13 protein-coding genes and 2 pseudogenes are annotated in these 12545 nt (G+C 72.8%); 8 read left to right on the top strand and 7 right to left on the bottom strand.

The window, feature by feature from the left end:
- Nucleotides 1–7: 7 nt before the first annotated feature.
- A complete protein-coding gene (locus WFK95_RS14340; RefSeq protein ID WP_336671103.1) occupies nt 8–1420 on the top strand; it encodes an MFS transporter in 1413 nt (470 codons plus the stop codon).
- Here WFK95_RS14340 and WFK95_RS14335 read toward each other — a convergent pair.
- Nucleotides 1335–1799, bottom strand: coding sequence for an NUDIX domain-containing protein (locus WFK95_RS14335; protein ID WP_336671102.1), 465 nt, complete (start codon nt 1797–1799; stop codon nt 1335–1337). The two genes, WFK95_RS14340 and WFK95_RS14335, sit on opposite strands and share 86 nt — an antisense overlap.
- Nucleotides 1800–1872: 73 nt before the next feature.
- Between WFK95_RS14335 and WFK95_RS14330 the strand changes: the two genes are divergently transcribed.
- Nucleotides 1873–2574, top strand: coding sequence for a FadR/GntR family transcriptional regulator (locus WFK95_RS14330; RefSeq protein ID WP_336671101.1), 702 nt, complete (start codon nt 1873–1875; stop codon nt 2572–2574).
- A 17-nt stretch (nt 2575–2591) separates the two neighbouring features.
- Nucleotides 2592–3449, top strand: a complete 858-nt coding sequence (locus tag WFK95_RS14325; protein WP_336671100.1) for a sterol desaturase family protein — start codon at nt 2592–2594, stop codon at nt 3447–3449.
- Here WFK95_RS14325 and WFK95_RS14320 read toward each other — a convergent pair.
- Nucleotides 3380–4690, bottom strand: coding sequence for an MFS transporter (locus WFK95_RS14320; protein WP_336671099.1), 1311 nt, complete (start codon nt 4688–4690; stop codon nt 3380–3382). The two genes, WFK95_RS14325 and WFK95_RS14320, sit on opposite strands and share 70 nt — an antisense overlap.
- Nucleotides 4691–4945: 255 nt before the next feature.
- On the opposite strand from WFK95_RS14320, the gene WFK95_RS14315 reads away from it, so the two are divergent.
- Entirely contained in the window at nt 4946–6091 is a 1146-nt protein-coding gene (locus tag WFK95_RS14315; protein ID WP_336671098.1) for a CopD family protein, read from the top strand.
- Between the two features lie 3 nt (nt 6092–6094).
- Here the strand turns inward: WFK95_RS14315 and WFK95_RS14310 are convergent, their stop codons facing one another.
- From WFK95_RS14310 to WFK95_RS14290, 5 genes and pseudogenes are all read right to left on the bottom strand, one after another.
- Nucleotides 6095–6781 (bottom strand): GNAT family N-acetyltransferase, encoded by a 687-nt coding sequence (locus WFK95_RS14310; RefSeq protein WP_336671097.1) that lies wholly within the window; start codon nt 6779–6781, stop codon nt 6095–6097.
- 27 nt (nt 6782–6808) lie between these two features.
- The gene (locus WFK95_RS14305; RefSeq protein ID WP_336671096.1) at nt 6809–7201 is read right to left on the bottom strand and encodes an SRPBCC family protein; all 393 of its coding nucleotides are present in this window, start codon (nt 7199–7201) and stop codon (nt 6809–6811) included.
- 1 nt (nt 7202) lies between these two features.
- A pseudogene (locus tag WFK95_RS14300) lies at nt 7203–7373 on the bottom strand (transcriptional regulator); the annotation flags it as partial.
- 146 nt (nt 7374–7519) lie between these two features.
- Nucleotides 7520–7663: pseudogene (locus WFK95_RS14295) on the bottom strand (ArsR family transcriptional regulator); the annotation flags it as partial.
- A complete protein-coding gene (locus tag WFK95_RS14290) occupies nt 7660–8079 on the bottom strand; it encodes a winged helix-turn-helix transcriptional regulator (RefSeq protein WP_336671095.1) in 420 nt (139 codons plus the stop codon). The gene WFK95_RS14290 and the pseudogene WFK95_RS14295, both read right to left, overlap by 4 nt.
- An 83-nt stretch (nt 8080–8162) precedes the next feature.
- On the opposite strand from WFK95_RS14290, the gene WFK95_RS14285 reads away from it, so the two are divergent.
- The 4 genes from WFK95_RS14285 to WFK95_RS14270 all read left to right on the top strand — a co-directional run bounded on the left by WFK95_RS14285 (nt 8163) and on the right by WFK95_RS14270 (nt 12501).
- Nucleotides 8163–9080 carry an NAD(P)-dependent oxidoreductase gene (locus WFK95_RS14285; protein WP_336671094.1) on the top strand — a complete coding sequence of 306 codons (918 nt, stop codon included), beginning with the start codon at nt 8163–8165 and terminating at the stop codon, nt 9078–9080.
- On the top strand, nt 9077–9946 hold the full coding sequence (locus tag WFK95_RS14280; RefSeq protein ID WP_336671093.1) for an NAD(P)-dependent oxidoreductase: 870 nt from the start codon (nt 9077–9079) through the stop codon (nt 9944–9946). The genes WFK95_RS14285 and WFK95_RS14280 overlap by 4 nt, the downstream gene beginning before the upstream one ends.
- 61 nt (nt 9947–10007) lie before the next feature.
- Nucleotides 10008–11057 carry a hypothetical protein gene (locus WFK95_RS14275; protein ID WP_336671092.1) on the top strand — a complete coding sequence of 350 codons (1050 nt, stop codon included), beginning with the start codon at nt 10008–10010 and terminating at the stop codon, nt 11055–11057.
- Nucleotides 11058–11196: 139 nt separating this feature from the next.
- Entirely contained in the window at nt 11197–12501 is a 1305-nt protein-coding gene (locus WFK95_RS14270) for a UDP-glucose dehydrogenase family protein (protein ID WP_336671091.1), read from the top strand.
- Nucleotides 12502–12545 lie beyond the last annotated feature (44 nt).

Below are 12545 nucleotides of genomic sequence, written 5' to 3'. Positions count from 1 at the left end.
GAGTCTCATGACCAGACTTGAGTCCGGATACGAGCGGGTCCTCGCGACCGTCGCCGCCAGCACGCTGCTGGCGATGCTCGCGTACGCGGGACCGCTGGGCAACGCCGTCACGCTCAACGGCGCGCTGCGCGCAGGCCCGGCGGCGGCCACGTGGATCCTCGCGTCGATGAGCGTCGGGCTCGCGGCGGCCCTGGTCACCGCGGGTGTCGTCGCCGACCGCATAGGCCACCGACGGGTCTTCCTCGCCGGCGCAGCCGTCTTCGTCGTGGCGAGCCTCGCGTGCGCGGCGGTGGCCTCGGCGCCGCTGTTCGTGGCCGCCCGGATCGTCGCGGGAGTCGGGGCGGCGGGGATGATCGCCACCGGGCTGGGCCTCGTCGCCGCGGTGAGCGAACACGACGGCCACCGCGCCCGCACCGCGGTGTGGTGGAGCTCGTCGATGGGTGCGGGGATCGCCCTCGGGCCGATCCTCACCGGCCTCCTCGACCTTGCCGGCGCGTGGCGCCTGTTCTACCTCCTGCTCGCGGCGGGCGGCGCGGCGCTGTGGGGCTCCGCTCGCCGGATCCCTGCGCGGCCGGCGCACAACCCGGACCGCCCGCTCGACATCCTCGGATTCGCACTGCTCACGGGTGCCCTCACCGCCGCGGTCGCGGCCCTCGTCGAGGCGCGCGCCGGGGCGGGCGCCCTGGCGGCTGCGCTCGGGGTGGCGTCCGTGGTTCTTGCCGTCGCACTCGTCGCGAGCCAGCGCTACGGTCGCGCGCGCCTCGTCGACCCGGGCCTGTTCCGGCGGCCCCGGTTCCTCGCCGCGACCCTCGCCGCCTTCGGCACAGGTATCGGTGTCATCTCCGCGATGTCGGTCGCCGGCACCTTCGTGGTCCGTGGACTCGGACTGAGCACGCTGCAGGCGGGCGGTCTGCTCGCGCTGTGGGCGGGGACGAGCGCCGTGGCGGCGCTGGGCTTCTCGCGCCTCGCTGAGGTCCTCTCCGGTCGGGTCCACCTCGTCGGCGGGCTCGCCGGCGTGGCGTTGGGCCTGCTCCTCACCGCGGGTCTGTCCGACGGTGCCTCCCCGCTCCGCCTCGTCCCGGGTCTCCTGGTCGCGGGCGTCGCGTCCGGTCTGCTCAACACCGGACTGGCGCGCGAGGCGATCGCGAGCGTCCCCGCGGCCGACGCCGCGATGGGGAGCGGTGTGAACAACACCGCCCGCTACGTCGGCTCCGCGCTCGGCATCACGATCGCTGGGGTCCTCGCGGCGGGCACCGGCGCCGTCGCCGGGTGGAACCACATCGCGCTGGCCGCCGCCGGAGCCTCGCTCACCTGCGCTGTCGGCGCCTGGGCGCTCACGCTCCGGTCAGGTGCTCCCGCAGCCGGTCGAGGAACGCCGACTGCGCCTTCACCAGCTTCTCCGCGGCCTCCCCGGGGCTGAACCAGCCGGCGCGGTCGATCTCGGGGAAGCTCTGCATCCGGCCGGAGCCGCGGGGCCACTCCAGCTCGAACTCGTTGGAGCGGATGGTCTCCGCGTCGAAGTCGCCCTCGCGGGCGAAGACCGTCACCGTCTTGCCCCCGGACTGCCGGACGGAGCCCAGCGGCACCGTCGGGCCCGTTGGCGCGGGGGAGCCCATCTCCTCGGCGAACTCGCGCTCCGCGGCGGCCAGGGGCTCCTCGTCGGTGTACAGCCCCTTGGGGATCGACCAGGCGTGCGCGTCCTTGCGGCTCCAGAACGGGCCGCCCATGTGGCCGAGCAGCACTTCGACAGCGTCGTCGGTGCGGCGGAACAGCAGGAGCCCGGCACTGGTCGTGGTCACGTCCTCAGTGTGCACCTCACACAACTGGTCCAACCAGTTGACCAGAATCTGGAGCCGTGCCATGCTGCTCGCCATGGACGTCACCCCCATCGCCAGGACGGCGGTCTCGGACGAGGTGCTCGCGCGCATCGTCGACGAGATCCTGTCCGGGCGCCTCGCCCCGGGCGACCCGCTGCCCGCGGAGCGCGAGCTCGCCGAGCGCTTCGGCGTGAACCGCCACGCGATCCGCGAGGCCCTCAAGGGCGTGCGGCAGGCCGGGTTGGTGCACATCGCGCAGGGCGGCAAGACCCGTGTGCTCGACTGGCGGGAGAGCGCCGGGCTGGACGTGCTCAGCGCCGTCGCCGCCGCGGGCGTCGTACCACCGCTGCGGGTGCTGCGCGACGTCACCGAGATGCGCCGCACCATCGCCGCCGACGCCGCGCGGCTGTGCGCCGAGCGCGCTACCGCGGAGCAGAAGGCCACGATCGTCGCGCTCGCGCAGGGCTATCCGGACGGCGGGTACGCCGCCGACGCCGCCTTCTGGACGGCCGTGATCGACGGCTCCGGGAACCTCGCCTATCGGCTCGCGCTCAACACCCTTCTCGCCGGCATGCGGGGCGTGGGCGAGCAGACCTTCGGCGCCCTCGGGCTCGACGGTGAGCTGCTGGACCGGCAGGCGCACCTCGACCTCGCGCGCGCCATCGCCGACGGTGACGGCGATGCGGCCCACCGGACGACCTCCGACCTCCTGGCCGGCGTCGTCGCCGCCCTCGACGCCGCCTCGGCGACCTCCTAGAAAGCACCGATGCCACCGTGTTCGACCTCATCCGCGCCGCCATCCCGGTGTTCGTGCTCTGCCTCGCGCTGGAGTACCTGTCCTTCCGGTTCCGGCCGGACGACGACGAGCTCGGCTACGACCTGCGCGACGCGCGCACCAGCCTCACCATGGGGATCGGCAACGTGGTGATCAACCTGGGCTGGAAGCTGGTGGTACTGGCGGCGTTGGCCGGCGCGTACCTGATCGCGCCGGTGCACCTCCCGGCGACGAACCCGCTCACCTGGGTGCTGCTCTTCGTCGCCGACGACCTGGCCTACTACTGGTACCACCGCACCCACCACACCGTGCGCGTGCTCTGGGCGAGCCACGTCGTGCACCACTCGAGCCGCTTCTACAACCTCTCGACCGCGCTCCGCCAGACCTGGACGCCGTTCACCGCGCTGCCCTACTGGATCCCGCTGGCGCTCATCGGCATCCCGCCGTGGATGATCCTGCTGCAACAGTCGGTGAGCCTGCTCTACCAGTTCTTCATCCACACCGAGCGGGTCGGGAAGCTGTGGCGGCCGATCGAATTCGTGATGAACACCCCGTCGCACCACCGCGTGCACCACGGCTCGAACGCGGCGTACCTCGACCGCAACTACGGCGGCATCCTCATCGTCTGGGACCGCCTGTTCGGCACCTTCGAGCCGGAGGGGGAGCGGGTGCGCTTCGGGCTGACGAAGAACATCGAGACGCACAACCCGCTCAAGGTCGCGACGCACGAATACTCCGCGATCCTCGCGGACGTGCGGGGTACGCGCTCGTGGCGCGAGCGATGGGGCTACGTGGCGAAGGGACCGGGCTGGTCGCCCGCCACATCAGCGCTGCCCGCGGCGGCGTCGGCCGACTGACGCCGCGAGAGAATGGCGTTCGCGACGCCCGCACCCAGCACGACGAGGGCGGCGACCAGCGGCGCGCACTGCGCCGCCGCGGTGCCGACGTTCTCCGCGAGCGCGCCGTTCACCGCCGACGCCAGCGACTGGCCCAGGATCAGGCTGCTGCCGAGGATGGTCATGACGGTGGCGGAGCGGCCCAGCGGGCTGCGCTCGGCGCCCAGGCTGAACTCGGTCACCAGGGTCGGGCCCACGCCGATGCCCGCGATGGCCAGTCCTGCCACCAGCAGCGGGAGCGAGGGCGCGGCGGCGATCAGGGCGGCGCCGAACACGAGCACCGTGGAGAAGCTCACCCACCGCGCGGCGATGCTGAACCGCTCGGGGAGGAGTGCGGAGCCGAGGGCGAGCGCGGCGGAGCCGACGCCCATGACGCCGTAGAAGAGCCCGGCGGACTCCGCGTTGCCGGCGTCGCGCATGAAGGCCGTGAGGCCGGTGAGGGTGGAGCCGAAGAACAGGCCCATGCCGAAGACGCCGGCGATCACGGTGAACAGCAGGGGATTCGCGAGCTCGCGGGCCGGCGCCTGCACGACGGCGCCGTCGCCGTGCTGCTCGGGCGCCCGGCCGCTGGGGTGCAGGGCGAAGGCCGAGACGAAGAGCACCGTGAGCACGGCCGCGCCGATCATCGGCGCGGCGGGCGACATCGTGGTCGCGAGCAGGCCGACGATGACCGGACCGAAGACGAAGATCACCTCGTCGGCCGCGGATTCGTAGGCCATCACCGAGAGCAGCGTGCGCACCCGGCGTCCTTCGGGGAGCTTCGTGGTGATCATGGTGACCAGGCGGCTGCGCGACATCGGCCCGACCTGCGGGGCGCTCGCGCCCACCAGCGCGGCCGAGGCGAGCACCGCCCAGCCGGGCAGCGGGCTGAAGACGACCCACGTCATGAGGAGCAGCGCAAGGCTGTTCGCGATCCCCGCGGCGAGCACCGTCCGGCGCTGGCCGAACCGGTCCGCCGCCGCGCCGACGAGCGGACCGACTGCGGCGGAGCCGATGCCCACCATCGCGGAACTCAGGCCGCCGAAGGCGAGCGAGTCCCGGCCGGCGACCACCAGGGTGAGGACGCCGACCACCATCATGGCGAAGGGGAGCCGCGCGACGAAGGCCACCGGGAAGTAGCTGCGCCCGGCGACCGACATCAATGTCGGTGCGGGGGAAGGGGTCTCCTGGGGGGACGTCTCGTGGGACATGGTGGCGGTCACCGTCGTCGGGCCTTTCCGCGGCGCCGCGGCCGCCATCGTTGTCGACGTGCCGCCTTGGGTGCCCGGAGGCCGTGCCAGGTAGATACACGGAGCTGTCGCCGCGGCGTCATCGCGGCCGAATCATCCTATCAATTCTCGGCCGAGGATGCGCGCGTGCAAGAACCGGACAGCTTGTCCAAACTAATAAAACCCCAGGTAAAGAGGGGTTTTGTCCGATTGGTCACACCGGATAAGTAAGGCTAGTCTCACTCGACTATGACGAGCCTTACCTTGCATCTCGCCGCGGCCGCACCGGCCGCTCCTCCGCTGTGGCGCATCCTCACGCAGATGGGCTACTTCGGCGCACTGTCGCTGTCCGGCGGGCTGTTCCTGGCACTCGCCTTCCTGCTGCCGGCCACTGCCCGGGGCGGCGCGGCCGAGCGTGCCCTCCGCGGCCTGGTGCCGTACGTCGCGGTCTTCATCGTGGTCGCCGCCTACGCGCAGTACGCGGGGCGCATCGCGCGGAGCAAGCTGGGGCTCTCGTTCGCCGAGTCGCTCTCGCCGGCCCGATTCGGCGCGTACCTCGACCTGCCGAAGGAGAAGGGCGCGTGGATCTCGGGCGCCGCGATGGCCACGGTGCAGCTCGCCCTGTTCGCGCTCGCGGTCGTGCTGCTGCTGGCCCTGCGGCGGCTGCACGGCCGCTCGATGGCCGTCGTGGCGACCGCGGGATTCGCCGTCGTGATGCTCGCCGCGTCGGCGCCCAGCCTCACCACGGCGGTGGTGGGCATGGACGCGGCGGCCAATCGCGTCCTCAAGCTCGCGCACATCCTGGCCTGCGTCGTCTGGCTCGGCGGGCTGTTCGTGCTCGCGGCCGCCGGCCTGCGGGCGCGGCGCTCCGGGGTCGACGGTGCCGGCGCCTTCGAGCGCATGTGGGTCCGGTTCAGCGCGTGGGCGATGGGCGCCGTCATCGCGGTCGGCGTGAGCGGTCTGTGGCAGACGTGGGTGCACGTGGGCTCGTTCACGCAGTTCGTCACCACGCCGTACGGCCGGTACCTGCTGATCAAGCTGGTCCTGGTTGTGGGCATGGTGGCGGCGGGCGTCTACAACGTGCGCGTCCTCATTCCGGCGATCCGGCGGGCGCGCCTCGCCGGTGACGAGGACACCGTCGTGCGGCTGGCCCTGCATCACTTCCCGAGGGTGGTCGCGGCCGAGGCCGTGGCCGGCGTCGGTGTGCTGGTGATCGTGCCCTTCCTGTCCGGTTCCGCGCGCAAGCAGGCCGACGGTGCTGCCGCCGGCCCGTTCGACTGGGAGACCTTCGGCATCGGCGCGCTGCTCGTGGTGCTGCTGATCGGCGCGTGTGCGGCCGCGGTTCGGCTGGGCTCGGAGCGCTCGTCCGGCGCCACGGGCGTCCCGGCGGCCTAGTACCTAAACCGCGGGGACGCGGATCACCTCGAGGGGGACCGTGCTGGTGTGGAGGAAGCCCATGGCGTCGTAGAGCTTCTGCGCCGGGTTGTCGTCCGAGGTGTGCAGGAAGGGGACGTCGCCGCGCTCGCGGATGCCGTGGGCGACGGCGCGGATCAGCCGGGAGGCCAGGCCCCGCCCCCGGGCCTCGGGCGCCGTGCACACCGCGCTGATCTCGGTCCAGCCCTGCGGGTGCATCCGCTCGCCGGCCATGGCGATGAGGGCCCCGTCGGCGTCCCGGATGCCGAGGTACGTGCCCAGCTCGATGGTGCGCGGCAGGAACGGGCCGGGCTTGGTCCGTTCGACGAGCGCGGTCATCTCCGGGACGTCGGCGGCGGTGAGGCGCACGGCCTCCGGCTCCGGCGAGGTCTCGACGGCGCTGCCGTCGTACTGCACCAGGCCGATCGTCTCGACCACGGTCCATCCCGCCGGGAGCGGTGCCGAGCGGTCGCGCAGGAGGGCGATCCGGTCCGCGCCGGTCAGGCGCGCGACGTCGGCGTAGTCCTCGTCGGTGAGCTCGCGCGGGTGGCCGTAGAACACCGAGACGTCCGGGTGGTACCGCTGGATCCGTCCCGAGGCCTGCCGGAACCGCGCGTGCGGGCCGGAGAGGGCGGAGTTGACGGGGTCGGCGAGAACGGTGCGCTCGGTCACCAGCCGATCATGGCAGACGTGCCGGCGTCAGAGCGCGGCGGCGGTCTCCGCGAGGCGCGGCAGCACCACGTCTCGCCAGCCCGGACCCATGCGGTCGAAGGCGGCGGCCATCCGCTTGTCGTCCAGGTCGAATCCGCTGTGCTCCAGGAGGACGCGGGTGCCCCGCCCCTCCGGGCGCAGCGTCCACGCGAGGGTCCACGCGGGGGTGAAGGTGTAGACGAAGCGCTCGGGCGCCACCGACTCCAGGACGCGGCACGGCTGCGCGCCGAAACCCGGCATGTCCAGGGTGAACTCGTGGCCGACCTCGGGCCCGATGTCGCCCTCGGCCCACCATCGCCGCACCAGCTCCGGTTCGGTGAGGGCGCGCCACACGGCGGCCGGCGTGGCGGCGAAGAACTGATCCAGCGTGATGACGGCCATCTCACAACTCCTCTGCGACGTCGGCGAGCGCGGACAGGCGTGCGCGCCAGAACTTCTCGAACGGATGCAACCACTCGCCGAGGTCCGCCAGCGGCTCGGCCGTCAGCCGGTAGATCCGGCGCCGGCCGTCGGGGGAGTCGGCGACGAGCCCCGCGTCGCGGGGCACCCGGAGGGGCGGCCCCGCCGCCGGGCGGCGCCCCGGGAGACGCGCGCAGGGCGCGCCCCCCGCGGCCGGCCGCCCCGGGCCCCCGCGGGGCGCCGCGGGGGGGGCCGCGCCCCCCCCCCCCCCGGGCCGCCCCCCCCGGCGCGCCCCCCCCCCACGGCCGGGCGGCTCAGCGTGAACCGCTCGCTGAGCTCGCCCGCGGCGAGCGGCCCCTCGGCGAGGATGCGAAGGAGTTCGCGGCGAACGGGATTGGCGAGCGCGAGGAAGACGCGATCGGCGCTTTCCGTCTTGGTGGTCACGCCGTCGATGATATGTCGGAGATTCCTGACGTGTCAATGTTCTCCGACACTTCTCTGCCGGGCGCGAGCGGCACCGTGTCGATCCGCTCCCGCTGCAGGCGGTCGCGCCCCCAGGCGCCGAGCGGCGCGAGCGCCGCGTTCAGCGCCAGGCCGGACGCGGTCAGCGAGTACTCGACCTTCGGCGGCACCTGCGCGTACACTTCGCGCATGACGAGGCCGTCCTCCTCCATCTCCCGCAGGTGCTGGGTGAGCATCTTCTCGCTCACTCCCGGCAGTCCTCGGCGCAGCTCCGCGAACCGCCGCACGCCGTGGGCCTGCAGCTCCCACAGGATGAGGCCCTTCCACTTCCCGCTCACCACGTCCAGCGCGGCGTCGATGCCGCAGATGTACGGGCCCGATCGTGTCGATCTCGCCATGACCACCTCACTCACCAGAAGGTAAGTACCCCAGTAAATAGTGGGTACTTACGGAACCGACTGTTCCTCTCGATGATCGAGGCATGACACCGCAGAACGCAAGAGCACACGAGCCGCAGACCCTGTCGATCCTCGGACTGGGGGCCATGGGCACCGCCCTCGCCGCCGCACTCCTGGACCGCGGCGACCCCGTCACCGTCTGGAACCGCAGCCCCGGGCGCGGCGACGGCCTCGTCGAGCGCGGCGCGCACCGCGCCGGCACCATCGACGAGGCGGTGGGCCGGAGCGAGGTGATCGTCACCTGCCTGCTCCGGTACGCCTCGGTCCGGGAGACCCTCGACCCCTTCGCGGAATCGCTCCGCGGCCGCACCCTCATCGACCTCACCACCACGACGCCGGACGAGGCGCGCGAGCTGGGGCGGTGGGCCACGGAGCACGGGATCCGCTTCCTCAACGGCGCGATCATGGCGACGCCCTTCCAGATCGGCGCGCCGGGCGCGCGGATCCTCTACAGCGGACCGTCGGAGCTGTTCGAGAGCAACCGGGATGCGCTGGCCGCGTGGGCCGAGGGCGTGTACGACGGGCCCGACGTCGGGGCGGCGTCGCTGATCGACCTGGCGATGCTCTCCGCGATGTACCAGATGTTCGTCGGCATGTTCCACGGCGCGGCGATGGTGGGCTCGCAGGGGATGCCGGCCTCGGCGTTCGCCGAGCGGGTGATCCCGTTCCTCGAATCGCTCGTCCATCACTTCGCGACCGATGCGGCGATCATCGACGACGGGGACTACACCGTCGCGGGGCAGCAGGACCTGTACTTCTCCGACCTCGGCGACATCGTCCGGACCAGCGACGAAGCGGGGGTCGACTCGTCGACGATCGCGGCCGCGCAGGGCCTGATCCGGCGTCAGGTCGACGCGGGCAGGGGACAGGAGGGCTTCGCCCGGATCTACGAGAGCCTGCGCTTCCCGCGCGGCGGCGAGCAGCAGGAGCGGATCGCATGACCGCCGACGTCACCGTGCTCGGCCTCGGCGCCATGGGGCACGCGATCGCAGCGGCCTTCGTCGACGCCGGACACCGCGTCACCGTGTGGAACCGGACCCCGGGGAGGGCGGACCGTCTCGTCGCCCGCGGCGCGCGGGAGGCGGCCACCGCGGCCGAGGCCGTCCGCGCGTCCGATCTCGTCGTGGTGTGCCTGCTCGACCAGACGGCCTCCCGGGCCGTGCTCGGCCCGCTCGCCGCGGACCTGCGGGGCCGGGTGCTGGCGGACCTGAGTTCCGATGTCCCGCAGCGCGCCCGGGAGGCCGCCGCGTGGGCGAAGGAGGAGGGACTCGACTACCTGGACGGCACCATCGTCGTCAACGTGCCGATGGTGGGCGCCGACGACGCGCTGGTCCTGTACGCGGGCCCGCGGTCCGCGTACGAGCGGCACGAGCGCACCCTGCGGGCACTCGGCGGCGCCACCACGTACCTCGGCGAGGACCACGCCCTCGCGGCCGCGTACGACGTCGCCGTGCTCGACTACTTCTGGACGAGCATGGCGGGGATCGTGCACGCCTTCGCGCTGGCCCGCGCCGAGGGGATCGCGGCCGCCGACCTCGCGCCCCACCTGCTCGGCAACGGCGGACTGCTGGCCTCGATCATCCCCGCCATGGCGGCGGACGTCGACGCCGGCGAGTACCCGGGCGACGAGGACAACCTGGTCATGGACGCCGCCGGCGTCGAGCACGTGCGGCACGCCGCCGCGCATCACGGCCTGGACGTCTCCGTGCTGCGGGCGGTCGGCGAGGTGGCGCAGCGGGCGATCGCGGAGGGGCACGGCGCCGAGGGCTGGACGGCGACGGTGGAGGCGGTCCGCCGGCCCGCATAGGTGGCCCACAATGAGTGGATTCGGCGCAGATCCTCTCATCGCACCCCTACGATGGGCGGCTATGGACCTCAAGGGCATCGTCACCACACCGCTGCGCGTCGCCTTCTCGACCGCCGACGCCGCGATGTCGGCGATCGAGGGCGGCGTCGCCGTCACCCGATTCGCCGTGCAGAACGTCGACACGGAGGTGAGCAACGCGCTGCACGTCGAGGCGGGGATGTCCTCCGCCACGCCGATGCAGCTGCTGCAGCGCCTCGCCTCGCTGCTCGAACCCGACCGCCCCGTCGGCATCATCCTCTCGCGCGGCGGGCCCCTCGACCGCGTGCTCAAGTCCGGCGGCGTCGTCGACCGGCTCACCGAGCCCGGCGGCATGCTCGAGAAGCTCACCGCCCCCGGTGGCCTCCTCGACCAGGCGACCAAGGAGGACAGCCCCGTCACCCGCCTGACGCAGGAGGGCGGACCGCTCGACCGGCTCACCCGCCCCGGCGGCGTCGTCGACCAGATCACGGAGTCCGAGGGCGTCCTCGAGCGCCTCACCTCCGAGGGCGGCGTCATCGACAAGCTCACCGCGCCCGACGGCGTGCTCGAGAAGCTCATGTCCAAGGACGGCGTCCTCGACAAGCTCACCGAGAAGGGCGGCGTGCTGGACAAGCTGGCCGCCAAGGACGGCGTGCTCGACAAGCTCACCGGCCAGGACGGCCTCATCGACAAGCTCACCGAGCCGAACGGGGTCATCGACCGCGCGATCGCCGACGGGGGCATCGTCGACCAGCTCCTCGGCCAGGAGGGCGCCATCGAGCGCGCCATCGCCCCCGGCGGCACGCTGGACGCCGTCTCCCAGCTCCCCGACGTCGTCGCCGAGCTCAACGAGGCCGTCGCGCTGATGACCGCGGCGGTGAACCCGATGAGCGACCTGGTCAACCGGCTGCCCAAGCGCATCCTCAAGGGCCGCGAGGGCCGGGAGCCCCGCCGCGGCTCGTCCGCGTACGACGGTGCGCCCTCGGCCCCGTCCGGCCCGGCGAGCGCGGCGGCACAGGCGCCCCGACCGAGCGCGCCCGCGCCCCGTCCCGCCGCGCCCGAGGCGGACGATCCCGCCGCTCCGCCCCAGTAACGCCGAGGCGAACCCGAGGCCACCCCGAGGCGAACGCGGGGGATCGCGGCGGGCGCGCTCGTGAATCTCCGCGTAACCCTTGCCCAACTCCGGCGCGCGGCCCTTCCGTGTCGCCCTGGTGCCGACCTACTTTCGGCGCATGAAGATCACAGTGCTGGGTACGGGGTACCTGGGAGCCACGCACGCGGCGTGCATGGCGGAGCTGGGCCACGAGGTGCTCGGTGTCGACGTCAACCTCAGCAAGATCGCCGCGCTCTCGGAGGGCAAGGTGCCCTTCCACGAGCCGGGGCTCCCCGCGGTGCTCAAGCGGAACATCGAGGCCGGCCGGCTGCGCTTCACGGACTCCTACGAGGAGGCCGGCGCGTTCGGCGACGTGCACTTCATCGCCGTGGGCACGCCGCAGCGCAAGGGCGAGTTCGCGGCCGACATGACCTACGTGAACTCCGTGATCGATTCGCTCGTGCCGCACCTGCGCCGCGACGCGGTGATCCTCGGCAAGTCGACGGTCCCCGTCGGCACCACCGACCTGCTCCGGGCCCGCGCCGCCGAGCTGGTGCCCGCCGGCGTGAGCGTCGAATTCGCCTGGAACCCCGAGTTCCTGCGCGAGGGCCACGCCGTCAAGGACACGCTCGAGCCCGATCGCCTGGTGCTCGGCGTCGAGCCCGGCGGCCGCGCCGAGGAGGTCGCCCGCGAGGTCTACGCGGAGATCCTCGCCCGCGACACCCCGTTCTTCGTCACCGACACCGCCACCGCGGAGCTGGTGAAGATCTCCGCGAACGCCTTCCTGGCGACCAAGATCTCGTTCATCAACGCCGTCGCCGAGGTCTGCGAGGCGGCGGGCGCCGACGTGGTGGCCCTGGCCGACGCGATCGGCGTCGACTCCCGCATCGGCCGCAAGTTCCTCGGCGCTGGAATCGGTTTCGGCGGCGGCTGCCTGCCGAAGGACATCCGCGCCTTCATGGCCCGTTCGGGCGAGCTCGGCGCCGGCCACATGCACGGCCTGCTCCGCGAGGTCGACGCGATCAACATGAGCCGCCGCACCCGCATGGTGGACCTGGCGCGGGAGGCCTGCGGCGGCTCGCTGCTCGGCGCGAAGGTCGCCGTGCTCGGCGCCGCCTTCAAGCCGGACTCCGACGACGTGCGCGACTCGCCGGCGCTCAACATCGCGGGCCAGATCCAGCTGCAGGGCGCGGCCGTCTCGGTGTACGACCCGGAGGCCATGGACAACTCGCGCCGCGTCTTCCCGACGCTGGACTACGCCACCACCGCACTCGAGGCCTGCGAGGGCGCCGACGTGGTGCTGGTGCTCACCGAGTGGACCCAGTTCCGCGAGCTGGACCCGGCCGTGGTCGGCGCGGTCGTGCGCAACCCCGTATTGCTCGACGGCCGCAACTGCATGCCGTCCGCCGAGTGGGTCGCCGCCGGCTGGGAGTACCGCGCCTGACGTCGCCGCTGGACAGTTCGAGTGCACACTCGTACACTCGATCT

The organism is Tsukamurella sp. USMM236 (assembly GCF_037148755.1).
In the GTDB taxonomy this organism is placed as follows: Bacteria; Actinomycetota; Actinomycetes; order Mycobacteriales; family Mycobacteriaceae; genus Tsukamurella.
This window is presented reverse-complemented; position numbering and strand designations above follow the sequence as displayed.